This is a genomic window from Spiroplasma endosymbiont of Cleonymus obscurus (assembly GCF_964273375.1).
Lineage (GTDB): Bacteria > Bacillota_I > Bacilli_A > Mycoplasmatales > VBWQ01 > Spiroplasma_E.
Genome location: NZ_CAXWWA010000002.1, coordinates 313,199 through 337,468 on the forward strand (window position 1 = coordinate 313,199; position 24,270 = coordinate 337,468).

Sequence of the window (24,270 nt, forward strand, 5' to 3'; positions counted from 1 at the left end):
TTTTCCTCCTTCTACACACCTGGAATTTTAATTACTTGGTCTAATGAATCCTTTTTCATATACATCTTGTTTATGAGTTTCATAGGCTTGAGTTCCTCTAATTACACACTCTCTTGGATTATTAGCAGATACCACATGTTCTAAATTTAGTCGTTTTTTTAGATAAGTTGTAATATTTTCAAGCAAAGCACCCCCACCAGTGATAGTTAAACCGTCTTTCATAATCATTTCTGAAAAGGCAGGTCCAGCTTTATCGATAATGTCACTACATAGTGCAACAATTGGTTCAAAGGCTTCGGTAACTACTCTAGCTACTTCTTGCTTAGGAACTGTAATTTGTTCAGGTTTTTTAGTTTTAGTACTTTTTCCATGGATAGTAATTTTATTTTCACTATCTTTTTCACCATCTATTCAAATACCAGCACTAATTTTTGTTTTTTCAGCCTCCATTGAGCTAAGAGATATATAGTGCATTTTCTCAAAATGTTCTTTAATATTACGTTCAATAGCATTTCCAGCAATTGGAATTGAATCTTGAACAATAACTTCTCCACTTGATAAAATGGCACAGTCAGAAGTTCCACCACCAATATCAAGAATAAATACTCCTGAAGCATCTCAAAGTGCTTCCCCAGCACCAATAGCTGCCAATTTTACTTCAGGAACAATAACAACTTTTTCAGCTTTCATTACGCTTTCATTACTTTCATTATATCTCTTGGGAAATTTATCGCTATAAATTGGAATTTTAGCTACTTTTTTTCCTTGTAGAATTTCACGTAAAACAGTTCTATCTAATTTATAAACATTAGATGGAATAGCTACAAGCGCTACTGAATTTTCTCAAATTTTTTCAGCTTTCACATCAATAATTTGTGTAAAAATTTCAGTTAATAAAGCAATCAAAGCATTATTGTCACTAATAACACCATTAGCCATTGGTTCTCTGAAAATTTTATTCGCTGGAGTTTTTTCTTTCATTAATAAAGCGGCTTCACCAATGAATACTTCTCCGTTTTCTGTATCAAATACAATTGCTGATGGTTGACTATAAACAACCCTTCCATTAACTCTGACAATTAAATTTCTTGTTCCTAAATCTAGAGAAACAATATTAACGTCTTGGTTATTGTGTCCGTCATTAGCAACCTCTATTTTTGTTGCCATATAAAAATCATCTCCTTTTCCCACTCAAATTAATATTTATTTATTAAGTTGATATATGTTAATATTACCACATGTAGATTTGCTAGTAGTAAATTTAGCATATATGATTAGTTGGCTAACTATTTGTTTAATTATTACTAGTATATAATTAACTAAAAATGTGAATTGGAGAATAATAATGGAAAATCCAAAAAAAATATTGAAAAAATACGACTTACATGCAGTTAAAAAGTTTGGACAAAACTTTTTAATTAATAATAATATAATTGATAAAATTGTTAAAACTAGTAATTTTAAAGATGAAGATGGCATTGTTGAAATTGGAGCGGGCATTGGTCATTTAACCAATAAATTACTCAGCACTGCGCAAAAAGTTGTAACAATTGAAATTGACAAAAAATTAATTCCTGTTTTAGAAAAAGAGTTAAATGAATACAAAAATTTAAAAATTATAAATGATGATTTTTTAAATTTAGATTTAAAAAAAATCATTAATGAAGAATTTGCAATAAATCAAAAAATTCATGTAATTGCAAATTTGCCTTATTATATTACTTCACAAATTGTTTTAAAATTATTAGAAAATATTGAATTATTTGATTCATTTACATTAATGATGCAAAAAGAAGTTGCACAAAGATTTTGTGCTAAACCTAAAACTAAAGTATATAATAATCTTTCAGTTATGTGTCAATTTTATTGTGATGTTAAAATTATTTTTGATGTTAGTCCTAATAATTTTACTCCGATACCTAATGTCACAAGTAGTGTTGTTTATTTTAAAGTAAATCCTAAATTTCAACTTGATGAACCACAATTATTTTGAAAATTTGTAAGAAGTTGCTTTGTTAATAAGAGAAAAACATTAGTTAACAATTTGGGTATTTATTTAAATAGCAAAGAAAAAGCCGTTAATTTAATTAACGACTTATCTTGAACATTAACAATAAGATCTGAAGAATTAACATTTTCAATATTTTATCAGTTATTTACTATTATTAATAATAAATACCTTTCAGAATAATTATTAAAATTAATGATATTAGAATGTGGATAATAAGTATATAAAACACCTCAGCAATAATCCTTGTTTATTAATAAACATATTTTTAAATATTTATTATCCATTAACTATTATAATGATTTTATTTTTTCTTGCAAAAGATATAACTTTTTATTAATTATTTTTAATTAATAGTCTTTAAATTTAATATACTTAAATTGTAATAAACATTGTATAATGAAATTATAATTATAATTTTTTAGAAACATGTAAAGGAGGATTTAATGAATAATGTAGAAAACATTGTAGTTTTTGGTTTAAGTGCTAGTCAAAAATTTACACAAGAAGTTTGTAAAAAACTTAATATTGAACCTGGAAAAGCAGAAATTAGTCGTTTTGCTGATGGTGAATTTAACATTCAATCTATAACATCAGTACGAGGGAAAGTGGTATATATTATCCAATCAACTTCGCCGCCAACTAATGATAATTTAATGGAATTATTAATTTTTGTTGATGCTTTAGTTCGTGCATCTGCTGCTAAAATTCATGTAGTAATTCCTTATTTTGGTTATGCTCGTCAAGATCGAAAACAAGGTGGTAGACAACCTATTACTTGTAAACTTGTTGCAAATTTATTAACTGTTGCGGGTGTTGATCGTGTTATTACTGTTGATTTACATTCACCACAAGAACAAGGATTTTTTGATGTTCCTGTTGATGATTTACGAGCAACTCAAGATTTAGCATCTTATTTAATTGAAGAAAATTTAACTAATTTAGTTGTTGTATCTCCAGATCATGGTGGTGTTACTCGTGCTCGAAGATTAGGTAATTATTTAAGTGTACCTTTGGCAATTATTGATAAAAGAAGAACAACTCCTAATCAAAGTCAAGTTAAGTTTGTACTAGGAGATGTTAAAGAAAAGAATGCTATTATTATTGATGATATGATTGATACAGGTGGTACTATTATTAATGCAGCAAAAGCTATTAAAGAACATGGTGCAAAATCAGTTTATATTTTAGCTACTCATGGTATTTTTAGTGGGCAAGCTTCAAAAAATTTGAAACAAGCTGTTATTGATGGAATTATTAAGGAAGTTGTTATTACTAATACTATTGAAATTTCTGAAGAAAAAAAATTTAATGGCTTAAAAATTATTTCAATTGCTGATTTTATTGCAAAAATGATTGATGCTTCAATTAATAATAAATCATTAACAAAAGTTTATGATGATAAAACAAATGAATTAATAAAAAAAATTAATAATAAAAATAGTAAAAAATAATAAAGAGGAAATTTAAAGTAGATGAAATTAGTTATTGGATTAGGAAACCCAGGTAAAGAGTATGAATTGACACGTCATAATATTGGTTTTATTATTATTAATATGATTTGTGAAACATTACAATTAAAAATTAATCAAACTAAATTTAATGGTCAATATGTTAAAACTGTTGTTAATGGCACTGATGTTATTTTTTTAAAACCATTAACTTTTATGAACTTATCAGGTTTTTGTGTTTCAAATTTTATGAATTATTTTAAAATTAAAATTGAAAATGTGTTAATTATTCACGATGAAGTTGATTTAAATTTTGGTCAATTTCAATACAAACAAAAATTTAGTGCTGCTGGTCATAATGGAATTAAAAGTATTTTTAATCAAATTGGTAGTAAAGATTTTCAAAGATTAAGAATTGGTGTTGGTAAAAATCCTAATTTTAACACGGCTGATTGAGTTTTGAGTAAGTTTAGTAATGATGAGTTAAAGAATATAAACGATCATAAACAATTTTTTGTAGAAAGCATTAGTAGTTGAATTACTGATAGTAAATTTGAAAATATTATGAATAAATATAATAAAAAATAATTAATATATTATAAAAATATTAAAAAATATTTTCATTTTTATGTTTTCTACATAAGTAAACATAAAGTTGTGTTTCTTTTTCTTTTTTAATTTTTTCTAATTCTTTTTTTATTTCTTCAATTAATAAAATATCATTTTGTGTTTGCTGATATTGATTTATTTCATTTATTTTTTCAAGTTTTGCTTCTAGTAATTTCTGCTTACAAATAGGACAAAGTTTATCAAAATCATCATTATTATCATTTTGAAAACTGTCATTATCAAAATTTCATTTCATTTTTTAAGTTTCCTTTACTAGTTTATTTTTAATAACAATATTTTGATAATCATTATTAAATAATTATATAATTAATTTATAAATTTATAAATACTTTTTTTGAGTATAAAGGAGACAATATGAAAGCAAAAAAAAATATAATCAAACCAACAATAGAAAAGGCAAAAACTAAAGTTGAACAACTTAATAAAACTATTAAACCAAAAGTTAAAGATGTAAAAAAAGCAACTAAAGTAAAAACGCAATCAATAAAAACTGACACTCTTAAGCCAATCGTTAATAAGATGAAAGTAGATTTTGAAAAGTCAAAACATATAATAAAAGAAGAAAATCAAAAAATTACTAATAAAATTGTTAATACTAAAAATATTTTAATATCAAAAATTGATCAACCAAAACCATTTAAAACTACTGCTATTATTGGTTGTCAATGAGGTGATGAAGGAAAAGGCAAAATAACTGACTATTATAGTCAAAATTCTGATGTTATTGTTCGTTGAAGTGGTGGTGATAATGCCGGACATACAATTGTTTTTGATCATCAAAAATATAAATTAAGTATTATTCCTTCTGGTATCTTTAATAAAGATTCATATTGTGTTATTGCTAATGGTTGTGTTGTTAATCCAGAAAAATTAGTTTCTGAAATTGAATATTTAAAAGCTGCTGGTTTTAGTTGTCAAAATTTACGAATTTCTGATCGTGCTCATATTATTTTACCTTATCATTTAGCATTTGATGAATATGAAGAAAAAATTAAGGGTGATAAAGCTATTGGCACTACTAAAAAAGGAATTGGACCTTGTTATGCTGATAAAGTTAATCGGATTGGAATTCGAATGGGCGATTTATTAGATAAGGAACGACTATTAGAATTGATTACTGATAATTTGTTAATTAAAAATAAAATATTAAAAAATGTTTATGTATATGAAAAAGAATTTAATGCGCAAACAATATATAATCGTTTATTAGAATTATTACCATACTTTAAAGATTTAATTATTGATACTGGTCAATTTTTAAATGAACAATTAGTTAGAAATAAAAAGATATTATTTGAAGGAGCACAAGGTACTTTATTAGATTTAGATCATGGTACATATCCTTTTGTAACATCTTCTAATCCAAGTGCTAGTTCAATTGCTATTGGTTCAGGTATTTCTTTAAAAGCAATTAATGAAATTATTGGTGTAACTAAAGCATACAGTACAAGAGTTGGTGCTGGTGCGTTTTCTAGTGAAGTTTTTGGTAAATTAGCAGATTATATTCGTATGACTGGTAATGAATATGGCACAGTTTCAAAAAGACCAAGAAGAATTGGATGATTTGATGCAGTTATTGCTAAGTATAGTGCACAAATTAATGGATTTACTAGTTTAGCTATTATGTTGTTAGACGTGCTTACTGGTATTGAAACATTAAGCATTTGTACGCATTATACTTTAAATGGCGAAATAATTAGATACATACCTTCTCAAATTAATAACTTTAATAAATGTCAACCACATTTTATTACTATGCCTGGCTGAAATGAAGATATTACTAATATTACTAGTTATGATGAATTACCAGAAAATGCTAAAAATTATTTAAAAAAAATTAGTGAGTTGGTGGGTGTTTCAATTAGAATATTTTCTGTTGGTCCAGATCGTAAACAAACTATATTTATTAAGGAGTAAAAATGATTGAACGTTACGAAACAAAAGCAATGACTAATATTTGAAATATGAAAAATCGTTTAAACTTATGAATGAATTTTCAAATTGATGTTTGTGAATCATTACAACATTTAAATATAATTCCTTTTAAAGATTTTCAATTAATTAAAAAAAATGCTAAGTTAGATATTGAATTAATGAATAAATTAGAATTAGAAACTAAACATGATGTAGTTGCGTTTACTAGAATGTTAAGTGCTAACTTAAAAACTGAAAGTCGTTGAATTCATTATGGTTTAACTTCAACTGATATGGTTGATAGTGTCCAAAATCTACAAATAAAATTTTCAAATGAAATTATTGAAAAAGCTTTAATTACTTTACAATTTAAATTAAAAGAGTTAGCGTTTAAATATAAAAATCAATTAGTAATTGGTCGCAGTCATGGTATTTTTGGTGAACCAACTTCATTAGGATTAAAATTTGCTTTATGATACGATGAAATAAATAGACAATTAGTAAGGTTGGAGTTGGCAAGAAAACAAGTTGAAGTTATTAAAATTACGGGTGCTATGGGTAATTTTGTTCATATTTCGCCAAAAGTTAGTGAATTTATTGCCAAAAAATGAAAAATGGAAGTTGACAGTTGTGCTACGCAGGTAGTACAACGTGATCGTTTGATTTTTTTAATTACACAATTAAGTTCAATTGCTACAACAATTGAAAAAATAGCTTTAGAAATTCGTTTGAGTCAACGTAGCGAAGTTAATGAACTTTTAGAGGGATTTTCTATTTCACAAAAAGGTTCAAGTTCAATGCCACATAAAAAAAATCCAATTGGTTCTGAAAATATTTGTGGTTTAGCAAGATTAGTTCGAAGTTATAATAGTATAGTATATGAGAATAATTTAATATGGTATGAACGTGATATCTCTCATAGTTCTAATGAACGCATTATGTTACCTGATATTTATCATATATTAGATTTTATTTTTAATAGAATGACAAATATTTTAGATAATTTAGTAATTAATACTAGTGCCATGGCAAATAATATTGCTAAAGCTAATGAACTTTATTTTTCACAAGTAGTTTTATTGGCTATTATTAAAAATAATCCAAAAATAACACGTGAAATTGCTTATGATTTTATTCAAAAATGCACTTTAGAAGCACAAAATAAAATGATTAATTTTAAAGATGTATTAATAAAGAATAATATTAATCAATATTTAACTAGTGAACAGTTAAATGAATGTTGTAATAATAATATTTTTTTAATAAATGTTGATTATATTTTTAAAAAAGTTTTTAAAGATAAATAATGTTTAATATTAAATTTAATTAGCATTTAATTTATTAATTTTTGTTTTTTTATTTTATCTAATAATCAATAAAAATAAAAGATTAAGAAAATATTGTAATTAGTCATTAGATTATATAAGTTTAAGGAGTGAAAATTATGAAGAAATACAAAATCGATAATAGTTTTCCTTTTATAGTTCAAGATTTTAATTTTATTACAAGCTATGATAGTGAAGAACACTTTTATGATGTTTTAGATGATCGATACTTAAAAGATAATGGAGAAATAGATATTAATTTATTAAAAAAGAAAATTAATAAAATAAAAATAATATTATATTATATTAATAATAAGAAATATAAATGTGAAAAAACATTGCAGTCAAATATTAAAAAACAATCTATATTTCTTTCTTATAATATAAATAGTATTAAAAAGTTAGAAATTTTCGAAAAACAAAAAACAAGTAAAATTTTTAAATTTAAGAATAAATTAGTTAAGTTTTTAACTTTTGGTTATTATAATTTTGAAAAAAAACGAATTAACAAAATAGTATGTGAAAAAGTTAATATAAGTAATCAAAAAGAAGAATTGAAAAAGGTTGGATTAAAAATTTTAAAACTTAATAATATTTTAGAAAAAATAGAAAAAGAAAAAAGAAGACAATGAGAAAAAAATGATCTTTTGAGACATTGATATGATTTTGCAAGTTCAAGAAAATTACAAAATCAACCATTAATGAGTAACGGTAATCAGTATTTACCAGTAAATAATTATGATAATGAAAAAAGTAGTGTTATTTCACACGTAAATAGTGATTATCAGTTTTACTTAAACGTTGATATAGATGCTGTTAACTCTGATAATGGTTTTAATGAAAATCAATATCAACAAAAATGTTCGATTTTATAAAAAAATAAAAATTAATAAAATAAAAATAATATTATATTAATAATAAGAAATATAAATGTGAAAAAACATTGCAGTCAAATATTAAAAAACAATCTATATTTCTTTCTTATAATATAAATAGTATTAAAAAGTTAGAAATTTTCGAAAAACAAAAAACAAGTAAAATTTTTAAATTTAAGAATAAATTAGTTAAGTTTTTAACTTTTGGTTATTATAATTTTGAAAAAAAACGAATTAATAAAATAGTATGTGAAAAAGTTAATATAAGTAATCAAAAAGAAGAATTGAAAAAGGTTGGATTAAAAATTTTAAAACTTAATAATATTTTAGAAAAAATAGAAAAAGAAAAAAGAAGACAATGAGAAAAAAATGATCTTTTGAGACATTGATATGATTTTGCAAGTTCAAGAAAATTACAAAATCAACCATTAATGAGTAACGGTAATCAGTATTTACCAGTAAATAATTATGATAATGAAAAAAGTAGTGTTATTTCACACGTAAATAGTGATTATCAGTTTTACTTAAACGTTGATATAGATGCTGTTAACTCTGATAATGGTTTTAATGAAAATCAATATCAACAAAAATGTTCGATTTTATAAAAAAATAAAAATTAATAAAATATTATTAATTTAAATAAGTATTACAATAAATAATACTATTTTAATGTAAAATTATAATTATTAAATTTAGGAGCAAATAATGACAAAAAAATTTTATATTACTACCCCTATTTATTATCCTAGTGCTAAATTACACTTGGGACATGCTTATACAACAATTATTGCTGATGTTTTAGCTCGCTATAAGAAAATGCAAGGTTATGAAGTATTCTTTTTAACTGGAAGTGATGAACATGGTCAAAAAATTGCTAAAAAGGCGGATGAAAATAAACAAACTCCACAAAAATTTGTTGATGATATTGTTGTTGGGTTTAAGAATTTATGAAAAAACTTAAATATTGATTATGATAAATTTATTAGAACAACTAATAAAAATCATATTTTAAGTGTTCATAAAATATTTAGCAAATTATTAAAACAAAATGATATTTATTTGGGAAAATATGAAGGGTCATATTGTATTTCTTGTGAAGAATTTTTGACAGATAGTCAAATTAATAAAATTAATAATACATGTAAAATATGTCAAGGTAATATTACTACTTTATCAGAACCATCATATTTTTTAAAATTGGAAAAATATACTAAACAATTATTAAAATATTATGATGAACATCCATTATTTTTATGACCACTTAATCGTAAAACGGAAATGATTAATAATTTTATTACGCCAGGTTTAGAAAATTTAAGTGTTACTAGAACGAGTTTTACTTGAGGGGTACCAGTATTAGAAGATCCAAAACATGTTATTTATGTTTGAATTGATGCATTAAGTAATTATTTAACAGGATTAGGTTATTTACAAGATGATGACATTAATTTTAAAAAATTTTGACTAGATTCAAATTGTGAAATTGTGAATTTAGTTGGTAAAGAAATTAGTCGTTTTCATATGATTTATTGGCCAATTTTATTAATGGCATTAAACTTGAGACAGCCAAATCGAATTTTGGCCCACGGTTGAATTACTAATGAAGAAGGAAAAATGTCAAAATCAAAAGGTAATGTTATTGATCCTTTAGTATTAGTAAATCGTTATGGTGCAGATGGATTACGGTTTTTTTTAATGAAAGAAATTATTATTGGTCATGATGCAAAATATAGTCATGAATTATTTTTAAATTGTTATAACTCTTATCTTGTTAATGATTTAGGTAATTTGCTTTCGCGAACAGTTACAATGATCATTAAATATTGTGATGGTAAAATTCCCAAAGTTAATTTAAATAAGTTACAACCAGAAGCAATAGAAATAATTAAAATTATTAAAAGTACTATTAATGATTTTAATATTGAAATGGATGAGTATCAAATTCATGAAGCAATTAATGTCGTTTTTAAATTAATAACTAGTGGTAATAAATTAATTGATTTAACAAAACCATGAGATTTACATAAAAATAATAAAACTATTGAATTACATAATATTTTAAATTTATTAGCAAATATTTTAATTATTAGTAGTGCTTTATTAAGTCCAATTTTGGTTAATAGTTCATTAAAAATTCATGAACAATTGGGTGTCTTAAAAATTACTAAACCAATAGTCAATATCAACTTGAATGAAGTTTTTAATAAATCTGTTAATAAAAAAGAGTTATTATTTCCAAGATTAAATATTGAAGATGAATTATCATTTTTAAACAATGCATTTAAATAAAATATAAGAGTTATTAAAAAAATGCCAGTTATAGATAATAAATATCCAATTCATTTTGTATGAATTGGAGAAATACCAATTACTGTAAGAAATAATAGAAAATGCAATTAGAGAAAAAAAGGAAAAAAAATAGGAGTCTTTAAGAACAATTAATCAATCAAAATTAGTAAGTATTGAAATCCAAACCGAAATAAATGAAGAAAATGAGAAACCTAGTTGACAAGATCAAAAAATTGAAGAACAAAAAATTAAAAATAAATTTAATGAAGAAGAAATAAAATTAACATCTTTAAATGAAGTATGAAAATTAATAAGTACTGAAATTCCAGAGTTACAGCAACCTTTATCAGAACAATCAAAAAATGCAAGCAAACAAAAATGAGAGAATAGGGGCTTAATAGAATCTCAATTACCTTTGGAAACAAAAGCAGAAATATTAACTGCAGTTTAAACTATCAAGTAGAAGAAAAACAAAAAAATACAACAAATTTTTATAAAAAAAATAAAAAATGTATAATTTTTTTATACATTTTTGGTGAAAATTAAGAATTAAATATGAAATTTATTCGGGTTCATAAAATGGAACAATAACTTTTAAAGTATCTGGCTCTTCAGTTTTTAGTAAACGTTTGTCAATTTTATAAAGGTTACTATTAGACATTGCAATTCAATCCAATAAGTCTTTTTCATAAGCAATTTCTTCATAGAAATCAATTAAGAATCAGTCATAAAATTTTGCAGTTAAATTATCATTATTTTCACGAGCACTTTTAACAAGTTTATTAGTAAAATCAAGTAATTCTTCTTTAGTAGATTTTAATTTTTTTAATGCTTCTTCAATGTTTTTTGTAGTAAAAGTTGGAACTTTAATGTCTTTAATTTCAACTTGAGCATCTTGATCCATTAAATAGTTACAAATTTTACGAATATGAACAACAGCATCAGCTGCTTCTACTTGGAAGAAGCGTGCAAACCCAGGATATCCTTTTTGATTTGCATCATTACTTAATTTAAAACTAAGCATTTGATATTTTAGATGTTCACTAATATAATCATTTAGATCATCGTTAATCTTTTTAATCATTAAATACACCTTCTTTCTTGGTTTTATATGTATTATACTACTTTAATACTATATATATTAAAATAAATTAAGAATAAAAATATTGTTAATTAATTGTTTGTGTTACATTTTTTATGAAGTAAGTTCAGTGAATAGTTCAAGACCAATTTGCTCATTTGCTCATTTATTTGGATGAACATAATCAAAGAAAAAATTATTATTAATAGTTTCTGGAGTTGTTCCATCAATATATCTTGGATTTAAATTTAAAGCTAAACCGGGAATTGATCATTTTATTGATTCATTAGTAATATTTTTTCCTATTTCTTGTGCTTCAGATAATAAATCACTAAAATTAGTTTCTAAGTCAAACGGTCTGATATTAATATTAGAATTATTTTTCATTAATTCAGTAATTTTATCATTTCATTTGTTATTATATTTATTTGATAAGTGGTTTGCTACTTCTTTAACAGATTGTTTTTCATTAACATATTTTGGAATATTACTAATGTTAGGCACATTGGCAATTATTAAATTTTGAGCACCAGCATTAATTAATGTATCAACAGTTTCAAACTCAGTTGTTATTGCATTATTAATAATTGACTTGGAATGGCAACCCTTTTTAGGACTATTTTTTGGTAGACATTTTTTCATGATATTTAACTGGAGTTAGGTAGTTTAAAGTGCTGTGGATTCGTATGTTGTTGTATCAATTGATATAATCAAATAATTCTAATTTTAATTGGATTAATGATGTAAAATTTTTATCATTAATAAATTCAGTTTTGAAAGTTTTGAAAGTTGCTTCAGCAACAGCATTATCATAAGGACAACCTTTTTTGCTTAAAGAACGGGTAATATTGAATGCTAATAAAAGTTTATCAATAGTTTTATTATTGAATTTATTACCGCGATCACTATGAAATATTTGAATATCTTTTAAACAGCGATTTGATTGCATAAATGCTTGATATACTAATGATGCATCTTTTTTAGTACCTACACTATGTCCAATAATTTTGCGGTTAAATAGGTCGATTAATAAGCAAATATAGTTTCACTTACCATTAACTTGAACATAAGTTAAATCACTAACAATAACTTCATTTTTAAGCCTATTATTAAAGTTTCTATTCACAAGATTGCTTATTTGGCTATCATTGACTTTGTTATGATGATTTTTAAATGATAATTTAGTGTATTTTGATATTAAATTATGCTGATTCATAATTTCTTTAATTTTTTTGCGTGATAAATAAATTTCTTTATTTTCTAGACTGACTTTTAATCTTCTTGTTCCATAAACTTCTTTATTTTGTTTAAAAGCACTAATAACAGCTTCATCATACATATTATTTTTGATTTTATCTTCTTTTTTCTTTAAATTAAAATAATATGTTGATTTAGAAAGTTTTAAAAAACGACAAATTGGACGAATTTTATATTTAGATTTTGTATGGGAACCTTATTTACAGCTTATATTGAAAATGAAATGACTAGTGATAGATTTAATAGTTTTTGAGAATTTCTTAGAACCTGTTTAAAATCTTTTCAATAAAATTGAAATAAAGGCAAGAACAACCATTTGTAAGCTAGTATTTAATTTTTTTTCACAATTTTTTCATAATCTTCTGCATTTTTCTAATCATGCAAAACTTCGTTCTACAACTCATCTTTTTGGTAATACTACAAAAGAATGTAATTCATTACGTTTTATAACTTCAACATTTGCATTTATAATTGTTTTAATTTTAGAAGCAAATTTTTCACCAGTATAACCAGCATCTATTAGTATTTTTTGAACTGCAGAAAGATTCTCTTTTTCATTTTCAATCATTATTATAGCACTGTTACGATCTGTTTTTTCTGCTGTGGTTATGTAAATTGCATGTGGTAAACCTTGAGAATCAACAGCAATATGACGCTTTATTCCTGAAATCTTTTTACCAGCATCATAACCTTTGTTTTTAGTAGTATCTGTATTTTTAACACTTTGTGAATCAATTATACAAAAACTAGTTTGTTCTTTTCTACCATTATTGATACGAAATGCCATGACTAATTTTTTTTAAAACTAATTGTAATACACTAGGTTCTTTACCATTATTTTTACTTCAAACTTGAAAATAATAATATACAATTTGTCATTTTGGAAAATCTTTTGGTAACATTCTTCATTGACAACCACTTTTTAATACATATAAAACTGCACAAAATACTTCATATAAATCTAAGCTTCTTGGTTTAGTTCTCTTTTTAGTATTTTCTAAAATTGATTTTATATTTTCAAATTGCTCTTTGCTAACATTACTAGGATAATTTTTACGCATATATACCTCTTATCTTAAAATATATAATCATTTTACCCTATTTCTCTAAAAGATTTTAAACAGGTTCTTAAACAATTTAAAAATTATCTTTCTTGAGGTTTAGCAAGTATAGGGTTTGGTATTATTTTAGACAAAACTGCTTTTTCATATTTTGATGCTGTTATTATTGATATTAAAGAATTAATAACAGATGAAAAAATATTTACAAATGAAGAATTAGTTGCAGAAAAAATAAAAGAATTGGAAGAAAAAATTAAAAAATTTCAAGACAAAGAAATTGAAAATCGTGAAGAAATTAAATTATTTAAAGAGAATATCTGGAAAGAAATTGCTGTTTCTAAAGATTGCTCAAAGTGTAAAGTAAATGATGAAAATTTTTATACTAATAATTTTCTTAAAGAAGATTTTAATCACAATATAAAATATATTAATAATTTTGTATACTCAAATGAATTTGAAAGACAAAAAATAAATGATGATAATCAGTTTTTAAAAAGTAGTTCTAAATCAAAATGGATGGGTTACACTTTATTGGACACTAATTACGTAGACAAGTGAACAAATTAGTTAAAAGAAAGGAAATATAATTATGGCCAATATTAACTCATATAATGATGAATTTAAAAAACAAATAGTATCTTTATATCAAAATGGCAAATCAGTATCTTGCCTTGCTAAAGAATACAACGTTACAAGAGCAGCTACTTATAAATGAATTAAGCAATTTACAAATTCAGGCAGTTTTAAAACTAAAGATAATCTTTCGGATTTAGAAAAACAATTAATTCAAGCAAATAAAGAATTAAAACAATTAAGAATGGAGAATGATATTTTAAAGCAAGCAGCACTAATAATAGGCAGAAAGTAGAGATTATTACAAATAATAAATCTAAATATAAAATTCGTCCAATTTGTCGTTTTTTAAAACTTTCTAAATCAACATATTATTTTAATTTAAAGAAAAAAGAAGATAAAATCAAAAATAATATGTATGATGAAGCTGTTATTAGTGCTTTTAAACAAAATAAAGAAGTTTATGGAACAAGAAGATTAAAAGTCAGTCTAGAAAATAAAGAAATTTATTTATCACGCAAAAAAATTAAAGAAATTATGAATCAGCATAATTTAATATCAAAATACACTAAATTATCATTTAAAAATCATCATAACAAAGTCAATGATAGCCAAATAAGCAATCTTGTGAATAGAAACTTTAATAATAGGCTTAAAAATGAAGTTATTGTTAGTGATTTAACTTATGTTCAAGTTAATGGTAAGTGAAACTATATTTGCTTATTAATCGACCTATTTAACCGCGAAATTATTGGACATAGTGTAGGTACTAAAAAAGATGCATCATTAGTATATCAAGCATTTATGCAATCAAATCGCTGTTTAAAAGATATTCAAATATTTCATAGTGATCGCGGTAATAAATTCAATAATAAAACTATTGATAAACTTTTATTAGCATTCAATATTACCCGTTCTTTAAGCAAAAAAGGTTGTCCTTATGATAATGCTGTTGCTGAAGCAACTTTCAAAACTTTCAAAACTGAATTTATTAATGATAAAAATTTTACATCATTAATCCAATTAAAATTAGAATTATTTGATTATATCAATTGATACAACAACATACGAATCCACAGCACTTTAAACTACCTAACTCCAGTTAAATATCATGAAAAAATGTCTACCAAAAAATAGTCCTAAAAAGGGTTGCCATTCCAAAATCAGCAAAATTATAAATAAAAAATGATGTATACTGTGATTGTAATTTGTATGAATCAAGAATGGAAAGGGAAATAGTTCTTGTATATTTAAATTAAATAAGCGGCAAGCAAGTTTGAAAGAAAATATAATAGTTAATGTGATTACTGTTTATATTAATGTAATTTAGTTTGTAGTTTACTTCTCTTTTATTTTTAAAATTTAGTTTATAAATATATCAATTTGATTTATTTGATAACTCTTTAGGTATTAAAAAGTAGTAGTATTGGTATCAATAAATTCTATGTTATGATAAATATAGTTATTAAAGGGTATATAGAATCAAGAAAGTGTATTATCAATAATTTCAAAAATGTAATTGATATTATGTTAATCTTTGAAAATATAAGCAACGAGTTTTAGTAAAAGTAAAATTTAATTTATTAAATGTTTTTTTATTTGGAGGGAAAAAATTTATATATTAAGATAAATTAATTGTAATCATATATTATGGGAGACAAAAAATGAAAATTGTATTATCTGGTGTAGTTGGTGTTGGTAAGAGCACTATTAGTAGAGAATTAGCAAAATTATTAAAATATAAAATTATGGACGAGCCAGTTACTAGTAATCCCTATTTAGATGATTTTTATCAAAATCCTTTAGAATATGCTTTTAAAATGCAAGTATTTATGTTGATGGCACGAAGTAAACAATTAAAAGAAGCACAAAATTTTAACAATGTTATTTTTGATCGCAGTATTTTAGAAGATCCTATTTTCGTTGAAGTATTAAAAGCTCAAAACAATATGAATGATAGAGATTATGAAGTGTATTTAAATTTTTATAATAATGTTATTATTTCATCACTTTATTTTGATCCACAAATTAAACCTGATTTAATTGTCTATTTAAAAGCAAATCTTGAAAACACAATTGAACGCATAAACCTTCGTGGTCGTGAATCAGAAAAACATGTACCTCATGAATACTAAAGTTTATTAAATAAAAAATATGAACAGTGATATGAAAAAGAAAAAAATAACTTTAATTTTTTAGTAATTGACACTAATGATTTAACTCCTAAGGAAATAGTGCAAAAAATAATTGATTATATAAAATAAAATTTCTTATTGAAATCAAATTTTTATTTAGTCATTTTTTCTCATGTTATATTAATAATTATTGTTATTTTTCCTTTACTTTAAAGGTAATTACGTTATAATATTGTATGAGTCAAATATTTAAAAATCAAACTTAATATATTTACTCCTTGCTCATCAGAGCCATATGCCCAAAAGGAGGTCTTCGAACATTGGAAGATTTAAAACAAAAGCATAATTATGAAATTATGTACATCGTTGATGATCAAAATCAAGAAAAAGCACAATTAATTAAAAAAGAATTTTGTGAAATTTTAACTAAAAATGCTGGAAAAATTACTAAAGAACAAGATTCTATTCGTCAATTTGCTTATCCTATTAACAAAAAAGTTAAGGGTCATTATTTTATTATTGAAGTGCTAACTTCACCAGAAAATATTGCTAACTTTAATCGTGTAGCTTTAAATAAACAAAGACAATTAGACGTAATGCGTTTTTTGGTTATTAATTTAGATAGTGAAAAAATTAATAAGTTTAAACCAAAACGCCAAGTAGAATCTAGTTCTTTCTCTCGACCAACAAGACCAGGAAATCGTCCTTCTTATAATCGTGATGAAAATGGTGAAAGAAAACCAAGACCAATCGCTGGTACTGAGTCATCTTATCGTACAAAAACTAATTACCAAAATTCAAAAACAAATACTAATAATAATGTATCGAATACTGAACAAAAAGATTAATAAAATCTAAGTTAAAAGTGAGGATAAAAAATGAATATTGTTACATTAATTGGTAGAATCACTCGTGATTTAAAGTTACATCAAACTTCAACAGGAAAACCTTTTACTTTTTTTACACTTGCAGTTAATAATATTCAAAATCAAGCTGATTATATTTCATGTATGGCTTGAAATAAAGTTGCTGAAAATATGACTAATTATTTAGTTAAAGGTTCTTTAATTTCAGTTTCAGGAAGACTGTCAGTAAGAAAATCAACAGATCAGAATGGAAAAGAACTATATATTACTGAAGTGGTTGCACAAACTGTTACTTTTTTAGATAATCGTAAAAAAGATAGTAGTGGTAATAACACTAATATTAATTATTCAAAACCAAGAGATGAGAATAAAATTCATTTAGATGATTCTTTTAAAAGTCCTAATTATAGTACTGATATTGCCTTTACTAATATTAATCAGCTTCAAGAAAAAGAAGCGGCTATTCAAAATATAGAATTTGATGAAGAAGATATCATTTGAGATTTAAATAATTAAAGGAGGATAATTATGAACACTGGTAAACCAAGAAATTTTACAAGAAGAAAATCTTGTTTTATTACTAAAAATAATATTACTTATATTGATTATAAAGATATTGAATTACTAAGTAAATTTATGGGTAATAATAACAAAATTTTGCCAGCAAGAACAACAGGTACTAATCCAAAGTATCAACGTTTAATTGCTAAAAATATAAAACGTGCCCAAATCATGGGATTATTAAGATATTCAAGATAAAAAAATTGAGTAAGATTTGTAAACTTACTCAATTTTTATTTATTTTTTTATCTTAAAAATATTTTATTTTAAATAATAGTTTAAAATTAAAATAAAAAGACCTTAATAGTATTATATTATATAAAAGATAATGGCTGTTTTTAATATTAGTGTTATAGTATAATTAATAATATTAGAAGGAAGTGACAAAGTGTTCAAATCGTTAAGAAATTATCATTTAATAATGATTGTTTGATTAGTAGTTGAAATTTTAATTGGTTTGACTTATTTTATTGTTAATATTGAGACAGCAGAACAAGTGGTCACTATTACTGTAATTTTAAGTTTAGTTTTAGGTAATTTTATTATTGTTTGTCTTTATATTTTTCTATTTAGTTTATGAATTCGTCATCGTTATATTAACACAGCTGAAATCATAAAATTAAATAATGCACAAGCTTTAACTTTTGGTAGTGTTGGTATGATTGTTTTAGATAGTGATTTATCAATTATGTGAGTAAGTGAATTTTTAGAAGATAAAGGTTTAGGTAGACTAATTGGAAAATCAATTGTTAAACTATCAAGAGATTTAGAACAATTAATTAGTAATAATATTACTCAAATTACACTTAAAATTGAAGATATGCTTTATGATGCTATTTATTTAGTACAAACTAGAACAATTTTGTTACAAGAAACAACTAAATATCATTTCTTATATAATAAATTGCAGCAAGAAAAATTAGTTTTTGGTGTAATTAGTATTGATAATTTTTATAATTCTTTACAAAAATTAAGAGTTGAGAATCAAATTCGTGTTGAAGCATTTATTAAAACTGAATTAAATGATTTTGCTAATAATTATTCAGGTTTATTATTAGGTAATATTGAAGATGGTTACAATATTTTACTTTATCAAAATGAATTTAATAAAGCAAGAAATGATAACTTTCCACTTATTAAAAATATTCGAGAAGGTGTTAAAAAATTTAAAGCAGATATTACGTTATCTGCTGGTTTCTCTTATGGTAATGCTATTAGTAAAGATCTATATGATTTGGCTATTGAAAGTAAAGAATTAGCAGTTTATCGTGGTGGTGATCAAGTAGTTATTCGTGAATTTGGTGGTAATACAGTTTTTATTGGAGGTACTATTGAAGCAAAACAATCAGAATCTAAAATTAATATTAGAATGTTTGCACAATCATTATATAATGAAATAAAATTAGCAGAAAACATTTTAGTTATGGGACATGCGGCTGCTGATTTTGATAGTATTTCTTCAGGAACAGCTATTATTGAAATTGCTAAAAGCTTAAATAAAAGTGCTCATTATGTTATTAATCAAAATGAAGTTGATGAAAAAACATTAAAAATTCTTCATGAACTTGTTCCTGAAAGTTATATTAGTCGTAATTTTATTACAGGTAAACAAGCACTTAAATTTTTTCATGCAAATACTTTATTAATTGTTGTTGATACTCATAATCCACAACGTGTTGATAGTCCTGATTTATTAAGTAAAGCTGTAAAAATTATTGTTATTGATCATCATCGTGTTTCTGATGAATCAATTAGTAGCACCATTACTTCTTATATTGATGCAGGAACTTCTTCAACAGCTGAAGCAATGACAGAAATTATTTATTATAATGATTTTAATAATATTGAATCAGAATTTTTATGAAATATAATGTTTGCAGGTATTTTAATTGATACTAATAATTTCCAAGTAAGAACAACAAGAAGAACTTTTGAAGCCTGTGGATTATTAACTGATTGAGGAGCTTCTCCTTCTAAAGTTAAAGGATTATTGAAAAATAGTTTAAATGAACTAATTGATAAATTTTCTTTAATTAGTCACGCCCAAGAAATTAAAAAAGGATTTTTAGTTGCTGTTGGTGATGAAAACTTAGAAGTACATACTTCATATTTAGCCCAAATTTCAGAAATGTTGTTAGACTTACGTGATTGTAAAGCATCATTTACTATTGCTTATGATCGTCAAGGACGTGCTTGTTTATCAGCACGAAGCAACGGTGAAATAAATGTTCAAATTATTTGTGAAAACTTAGGTGGTGGTGGTCACTTTAGTGCTGCTGCTGTCCAAAGTAGTAAATTGGGAATTAGAGCATTGTATGATGAATTGGTAAAATTAATTGAAAGTGGCGTATATCAAAGTGAGAGTGCTACTACTGAAAGGTATTAAAATTATTAAAATAGAAAGTGAGATGTTTACAATGAAAGTTGTCCTTTTAACGGATGTTAAAAATTATGGTAAAAAAGGTGAAGTTGTTAATGTTAGTGATGGTTATGGTAAAAATTATTTATTACCAAGAAAATTAGCTGTAATTGCTACAACAGAAGCATTAAAAATTAATCAAAAAGTAATTGAAAATAAAAAAATACAACGAGAAATGGAATTAGAAGATTTACAAAAAATTAAAGAACAATTAGATTTAATTACTTTACAATTTAAATTAAAAAGTAATAATGGTAAAGTTTCTGGTGCTATTTCTTCAAAACAAATTTGTGAACAACTAGTGCAAAAATATAACATTAAAATTGATAAACATAAATTTGTTAAATTTAATCCTATTAATGAATTAGGTATAACTAACATTAATATTAAATTAGATGTTACAATTATTGCACAATTAAAGGTTGAAGTTTTAGGAGAATAATTATGTCTAACAATGGTCAATATATAAATAATGCAGAAGTTAATGTTTTAAGTGCGATGATTCAATCATCACCAGCATGTGAAAGTGCATTAAATTTATTGGCACCACATGATTTTACAATTAATTCTAATCAAATTATTTTTAAAACAATTACCAATCTTTATAAAAATAATTCTGGTATTGATATAACAACTATTGCCGAAGAATTAGTTAAGCAAAATAATTTGGATAAAATTGGTGGAATTGAATATTTATCTTCTTTAGTGGCTCAATATATTACTGATGCTAATTTAAAAGAACACATTGATATTTTGATTGAAAGAACTACTAAACGACAATTAGAAAATGCTTTAAAAAATATAGGTAAAGAGTTACAAAGTGAAAAGTCAATTAATGAAGTTTTAATTGCTGCTGAAGCTCAAATTGTACAAGTAAGTAGTGAACGTAATCATGAAGAGATGTTGCCAATTAGTGAACACATTGATGATGTGGTAACTAAAATTGAACAACTACAAAAATCAACAGTTAATATTACTGGTACAAGTTCAGGTATTAACAATTTGGATATGATTACTAGTGGTTTTCAGCGAGGTGACTTAATTATTTTAGCAGCTAGACCTTCAATGGGTAAAACCGCCTTAGCACTTAATTTTGCTTTAAATGCTGCTAATGAACAAGATAATAAAAACGATGTTGTTGTTATTTTTTCATTAGAAATGCCAAAAGATCAATTAATTACAAGAATGATTTCTTGTCAAGGACATTTTGATGCTAATCGTTTACGTAATAAGTCTAAATTTACACAGGCTGATTGAAATCGTATTAGTGCTACTGCTGAGCAATTGAAACAAAAAAGAATTATTATTGATGATACACCTGGTTTAAGAGTTTTAGAGTTGCAAACTAAATTAAGAAAATTAAGTCGTGAAAATAGCATTAAATTAGTAATTATTGATTATTTACAGTTATTAACTGGTAGAGATAGTGAATCACGTCAACAAGAAGTTTCAAATATTTCTCGTAGTTTAAAAATTTTGGCAAGAGAATTAAGAGTACCAATTGTTTGTTTATCACAATTATCAAGAATGGTGGAGAGACGTGAAGAAAAACGTCCTTTAATGTCTGATTTACGTGAGTCAGGGGCTATTGAACAAGATGCTGATGTAATTATGTTTTTATATCGTGATGATTATTATAAGGAAAAAAATAGTGAAGAAACAACAAGTTCACAAGAAAGTAATCTTGCTGAAATTCTTATTTCTAAACATCGAAACGGCCCAACAGGAAAAGTAGTAACTGTTTTTATTCCAAAATGAGGTAAGTTTGAAAATTATACAGGATAAAAATAATAAAAAACCTAAAATTTAATTTTAGGTTTTTTTTAAAAGAAGTTAATAAATTAAATTAATTAGTTTTTATTATCCTTCTGGATTTAAACTTTTAAATAGTTTTCCTTTATTATCACTAATTTTAGTTCCAACGTAAACAATACCATTGACATTTAATAAACTATGTACTTCGCCACCACTGCTACTTCAACTAAAAATACCAATTGCTACTGTATAGACAACTTTAAATAATCTTCCTTTACCATCAGTAGTTCTTGTTCCAACAAAGATTGTATTATTGTCATTAACTAGACTTAAAACTTCGCCATTAGTAATCACTAACAATAACTTCATTTTTAAGCCTATTATTAAAGTTTCTATTCACAAGATTGCTTATTTGGCTATCATTGACTTTGTTATGATGATTTTTAAATGATAATTTAGTGTATTTTGATATTAAATTATGCTGATTCATAATTTTTTTAATTTTTTTGTGTGATAAATAAATTTCTTTATTTTCTAGACTGACTTTTAATCTTCTTGTTCCATAAACTTCTTTATTTTGTTTAAAAGCACTAATAACAGCTTCATCATACATATTATTTTTGATTTTATCTTCTTTTTTCTTTAAATTAAAATAATATGTTGATTTAGAAAGTTTTAAAAAACGACAAATTGGACGAATTTTATATTTAGATTTATTATTTGTAATAATCTCTACTTTCTGCCTATTATTAGTGCTGCTTGCTTTAAAATATCATTCTCCATTCTTAATTGTTTTAATTCTTTATTTGCTTGAATTAATTGTTTTTCTAAATCCGAAAGATTATCTTTAGTTTTAAAACTGCCTGAATTTGTAAATTGCTTAATTCATTTATAAGTAGCTGCTCTTGTAACGTTGTATTCTTTAGCAAGGCAAGATACTGATTTGCCATTTTGATATAAAGATACTATTTGTTTTTTTAAATTCATCATTATATGAGTTAATATTGGCCATAATTATTTTTCCTTTCTTTTAACTAATTTGTTCACTTGTCTACGTAATTAGTGTCCAATAAAGTGTAACCCATCCAGTTACCATTCCAGATTTTTAATAGAAATAACTGTCTTAGTAATGTTTTTGAGTCAAAAAAACAACAAATTAAAAATGAAGTAGAACAATGTGAAGACAATTATATTTTGAATGTTAATGAAGAAGAGTATACAAATTATTTATATGATAAATTTTCGTTAGATGAAATTACATTAAGTTTTGATACTGCAGAATCCGATGTTGAAGAAGCAATAGTTAATGGTCAAGATTTTTTTGGTCATCATTATCAAACAAAGAAACCAATAATTAAATTTAAAAAAAATTCCTGTTTTTGGAAGTTATGAACTTTTATCTTATTCTCCAAGTTCTTTTATTATGGCTTGAGGTCTTTTTTCTAATAAAAATATAAACTTGAGTTCCAATTGTTTATCATTTGAAATTATTTCGTACCAAGATGATAATATAGAAAGTGTTAATCATGAATATAATCAAATGGAAAAAGTCATTAAGGATAATACAGGAAGTATTAACAGAGATCTTAAAGAATTTAATGTTAATTTAAAACCATATATTAGTAATGTTTTTAAAAATAGAAAAGAAGTTTTATTAAAAAGACAAAAAGATTTTACTAGACTTAAAATACCACTAAAACAAAATAAAAATATGTCAGAGACTTTCTCTATACCTATTTCCAAACCTAGAAAAAGAATAGAAATTCCTAAAATAGTAACTAAAATCCATATTAGTGAATCAACTCCAATAATAGATGTTAGAGTTTATGAAGAAATACTTAAAATTATTAATGATTGTGGAAAAGAATTTGAAAGATTAAAAAATTCTTATCAACAAAATCAAGAAGAAGACTTTCGCAATAACATATTATTTGTTATTAACAGTCATTTTAATGGAACAGCACTGGCGAAACTTTTAATGTTTCTGGAAAAACAGATATATTATTAAGATATGATAATTCTAATGTTTTTATTGCAGAATGTAAAATATGAAATGGCATATCTCATTTT

At 24.3% G+C, this 24,270-nt stretch carries 27 protein-coding genes; 18 read left to right on the forward strand and 9 right to left on the reverse strand.

From position 1 onward, the window contains the following. Window positions 1-27: 27 nt before the first annotated feature. Entirely contained in the window at window positions 28-1,167 is a 1,140-nt protein-coding gene (locus ACI2WJ_RS02280; protein ID WP_400254711.1) for a rod shape-determining protein, read from the reverse strand. 178 nt (window positions 1,168-1,345) lie between these two features. Between ACI2WJ_RS02280 and rsmA the strand changes: the two genes are divergently transcribed. The 3 genes from rsmA to pth all read left to right on the forward strand — a co-directional run bounded on the left by rsmA (window position 1,346) and on the right by pth (window position 4,047). Next, window positions 1,346-2,191, forward strand: a complete 846-nt coding sequence (gene rsmA / locus ACI2WJ_RS02285; protein WP_400254712.1) for a 16S rRNA (adenine(1518)-N(6)/adenine(1519)-N(6))-dimethyltransferase RsmA — start codon at window positions 1,346-1,348, stop codon at window positions 2,189-2,191. Window positions 2,192-2,454: 263 nt separating this feature from the next. Beyond that, complete coding sequence (locus tag ACI2WJ_RS02290; RefSeq protein WP_286641660.1) at window positions 2,455-3,462, forward strand: ribose-phosphate diphosphokinase; 1,008 nt, start codon at window positions 2,455-2,457, stop codon at window positions 3,460-3,462. 21 nt (window positions 3,463-3,483) lie between these two features. Further along, the gene (gene pth, locus ACI2WJ_RS02295) at window positions 3,484-4,047 is read left to right on the forward strand and encodes an aminoacyl-tRNA hydrolase (RefSeq protein WP_338958416.1); all 564 of its coding nucleotides are present in this window, start codon (window positions 3,484-3,486) and stop codon (window positions 4,045-4,047) included. Window positions 4,048-4,066: 19 nt separating this feature from the next. Here pth and ACI2WJ_RS02300 read toward each other — a convergent pair whose 3' ends face one another. After that, the gene (locus ACI2WJ_RS02300) at window positions 4,067-4,324 is read right to left on the reverse strand and encodes a hypothetical protein (RefSeq protein WP_400254713.1); all 258 of its coding nucleotides are present in this window, start codon (window positions 4,322-4,324) and stop codon (window positions 4,067-4,069) included. Between the two features lie 119 nt (window positions 4,325-4,443). Between ACI2WJ_RS02300 and ACI2WJ_RS02305 the strand changes: the two genes are divergently transcribed. The 5 genes from ACI2WJ_RS02305 to metG all read left to right on the forward strand — a co-directional run bounded on the left by ACI2WJ_RS02305 (window position 4,444) and on the right by metG (window position 10,492). After that, window positions 4,444-6,006: an adenylosuccinate synthase gene (locus ACI2WJ_RS02305; protein ID WP_400254714.1), complete on the forward strand. Its 1,563-nt coding sequence runs from the start codon at window positions 4,444-4,446 to the stop codon at window positions 6,004-6,006. 2 nt (window positions 6,007-6,008) lie between these two features. Further along, on the forward strand, window positions 6,009-7,310 hold the full coding sequence (purB, locus tag ACI2WJ_RS02310; RefSeq protein ID WP_400254715.1) for an adenylosuccinate lyase: 1,302 nt from the start codon (window positions 6,009-6,011) through the stop codon (window positions 7,308-7,310). A 137-nt stretch (window positions 7,311-7,447) separates the two neighbouring features. After that, a complete protein-coding gene (locus ACI2WJ_RS02315; RefSeq protein ID WP_400254716.1) occupies window positions 7,448-8,203 on the forward strand; it encodes a hypothetical protein in 756 nt (251 codons plus the stop codon). A gap of 68 nt (window positions 8,204-8,271) precedes the next feature. Next, the gene (locus ACI2WJ_RS02320; RefSeq protein ID WP_400254717.1) at window positions 8,272-8,808 is read left to right on the forward strand and encodes a hypothetical protein; all 537 of its coding nucleotides are present in this window, start codon (window positions 8,272-8,274) and stop codon (window positions 8,806-8,808) included. A gap of 100 nt (window positions 8,809-8,908) precedes the next feature. Beyond that, window positions 8,909-10,492, forward strand: coding sequence for a methionine--tRNA ligase (metG, locus tag ACI2WJ_RS02325; protein ID WP_400254718.1), 1,584 nt, complete (start codon window positions 8,909-8,911; stop codon window positions 10,490-10,492). A gap of 562 nt (window positions 10,493-11,054) precedes the next feature. On the opposite strand, the gene ACI2WJ_RS02330 is transcribed toward metG, so the two are convergent. From ACI2WJ_RS02330 to ACI2WJ_RS02345, 4 genes are all read right to left on the reverse strand, one after another. Further along, window positions 11,055-11,576 carry a ferritin-like domain-containing protein gene (locus ACI2WJ_RS02330; RefSeq protein WP_174481292.1) on the reverse strand — a complete coding sequence of 174 codons (522 nt, stop codon included), beginning with the start codon at window positions 11,574-11,576 and terminating at the stop codon, window positions 11,055-11,057. Window positions 11,577-11,687: 111 nt separating this feature from the next. After that, a complete protein-coding gene (locus ACI2WJ_RS02335) occupies window positions 11,688-12,215 on the reverse strand; it encodes a hypothetical protein (protein ID WP_400254719.1) in 528 nt (175 codons plus the stop codon). Further along, window positions 12,190-12,999, reverse strand: coding sequence for an IS3 family transposase (locus ACI2WJ_RS02340; RefSeq protein WP_400255233.1), 810 nt, complete (start codon window positions 12,997-12,999; stop codon window positions 12,190-12,192). The genes ACI2WJ_RS02335 and ACI2WJ_RS02340 overlap by 26 nt, the downstream gene beginning before the upstream one ends. 102 nt (window positions 13,000-13,101) lie before the next feature. Beyond that, window positions 13,102-13,891 (reverse strand): IS5 family transposase gene (locus ACI2WJ_RS02345; protein ID WP_400254677.1). Its coding sequence is split into 2 segments (ribosomal slippage): window positions 13,102-13,629 and window positions 13,631-13,891, totalling 789 coding nucleotides; the frame shifts between segments, so codons are not numbered across the junction. A 240-nt stretch (window positions 13,892-14,131) separates the two neighbouring features. Between ACI2WJ_RS02345 and ACI2WJ_RS02350 the strand changes: the two genes are divergently transcribed. The 9 genes from ACI2WJ_RS02350 to dnaB all read left to right on the forward strand — a co-directional run bounded on the left by ACI2WJ_RS02350 (window position 14,132) and on the right by dnaB (window position 22,230). Further along, window positions 14,132-14,458: a hypothetical protein gene (locus tag ACI2WJ_RS02350; protein ID WP_400254720.1), complete on the forward strand. Its 327-nt coding sequence runs from the start codon at window positions 14,132-14,134 to the stop codon at window positions 14,456-14,458. Window positions 14,459-14,480: 22 nt separating this feature from the next. Then, window positions 14,481-15,601, forward strand: a protein-coding gene (locus tag ACI2WJ_RS02355; RefSeq protein ID WP_400254721.1) for an IS3 family transposase whose coding sequence is annotated in 2 segments (ribosomal slippage) — window positions 14,481-14,724 and window positions 14,724-15,601 — 1,122 coding nt in all. Because the reading frame shifts where the segments join, the coding sequence is not laid out codon by codon here. Between the two features lie 527 nt (window positions 15,602-16,128). Next, window positions 16,129-16,599: a deoxynucleoside kinase gene (locus ACI2WJ_RS02360; protein ID WP_400254722.1), complete on the forward strand. Its 471-nt coding sequence runs from the start codon at window positions 16,129-16,131 to the stop codon at window positions 16,597-16,599. A 320-nt stretch (window positions 16,600-16,919) separates the two neighbouring features. Further along, entirely contained in the window at window positions 16,920-17,447 is a 528-nt protein-coding gene (gene rpsF / locus ACI2WJ_RS02365) for a 30S ribosomal protein S6 (RefSeq protein ID WP_400254723.1), read from the forward strand. A 30-nt stretch (window positions 17,448-17,477) separates the two neighbouring features. Next, window positions 17,478-17,981: a single-stranded DNA-binding protein gene (locus ACI2WJ_RS02370; protein ID WP_400254724.1), complete on the forward strand. Its 504-nt coding sequence runs from the start codon at window positions 17,478-17,480 to the stop codon at window positions 17,979-17,981. Between the two features lie 12 nt (window positions 17,982-17,993). After that, on the forward strand, window positions 17,994-18,224 hold the full coding sequence (rpsR, locus tag ACI2WJ_RS02375) for a 30S ribosomal protein S18 (protein WP_174481285.1): 231 nt from the start codon (window positions 17,994-17,996) through the stop codon (window positions 18,222-18,224). Between the two features lie 190 nt (window positions 18,225-18,414). Further along, a complete protein-coding gene (locus tag ACI2WJ_RS02380; RefSeq protein WP_400254725.1) occupies window positions 18,415-20,412 on the forward strand; it encodes a DHH family phosphoesterase in 1,998 nt (665 codons plus the stop codon). A gap of 31 nt (window positions 20,413-20,443) precedes the next feature. Beyond that, window positions 20,444-20,887 (forward strand): 50S ribosomal protein L9, encoded by a 444-nt coding sequence (gene rplI / locus ACI2WJ_RS02385; protein WP_338980262.1) that lies wholly within the window; start codon window positions 20,444-20,446, stop codon window positions 20,885-20,887. Between the two features lie 2 nt (window positions 20,888-20,889). Further along, the gene (dnaB, locus tag ACI2WJ_RS02390; protein WP_252320077.1) at window positions 20,890-22,230 is read left to right on the forward strand and encodes a replicative DNA helicase; all 1,341 of its coding nucleotides are present in this window, start codon (window positions 20,890-20,892) and stop codon (window positions 22,228-22,230) included. A 75-nt stretch (window positions 22,231-22,305) separates the two neighbouring features. Here the strand turns inward: dnaB and ACI2WJ_RS02395 are convergent, their stop codons facing one another. The 3 genes from ACI2WJ_RS02395 to ACI2WJ_RS02405 all read right to left on the reverse strand — a co-directional run bounded on the left by ACI2WJ_RS02395 (window position 22,306) and on the right by ACI2WJ_RS02405 (window position 23,190). After that, entirely contained in the window at window positions 22,306-22,554 is a 249-nt protein-coding gene (locus tag ACI2WJ_RS02395; RefSeq protein ID WP_400254726.1) for a hypothetical protein, read from the reverse strand. After that, the gene (locus ACI2WJ_RS02400; protein WP_400254727.1) at window positions 22,544-22,813 is read right to left on the reverse strand and encodes an IS3 family transposase; all 270 of its coding nucleotides are present in this window, start codon (window positions 22,811-22,813) and stop codon (window positions 22,544-22,546) included. Before ACI2WJ_RS02400 ends, ACI2WJ_RS02395 begins: the two co-directional genes overlap by 11 nt. A gap of 119 nt (window positions 22,814-22,932) precedes the next feature. Further along, complete coding sequence (locus ACI2WJ_RS02405; protein ID WP_400254728.1) at window positions 22,933-23,190, reverse strand: transposase; 258 nt, start codon at window positions 23,188-23,190, stop codon at window positions 22,933-22,935. Window positions 23,191-23,623: 433 nt separating this feature from the next. Here ACI2WJ_RS02405 and ACI2WJ_RS02410 point away from each other — a divergent pair, with 433 nt between their 5' ends. Then, the gene (locus ACI2WJ_RS02410) at window positions 23,624-24,208 is read left to right on the forward strand and encodes a hypothetical protein (RefSeq protein ID WP_400254729.1); all 585 of its coding nucleotides are present in this window, start codon (window positions 23,624-23,626) and stop codon (window positions 24,206-24,208) included. The last annotated feature ends 62 nt before the right edge of the window (window positions 24,209-24,270 follow it).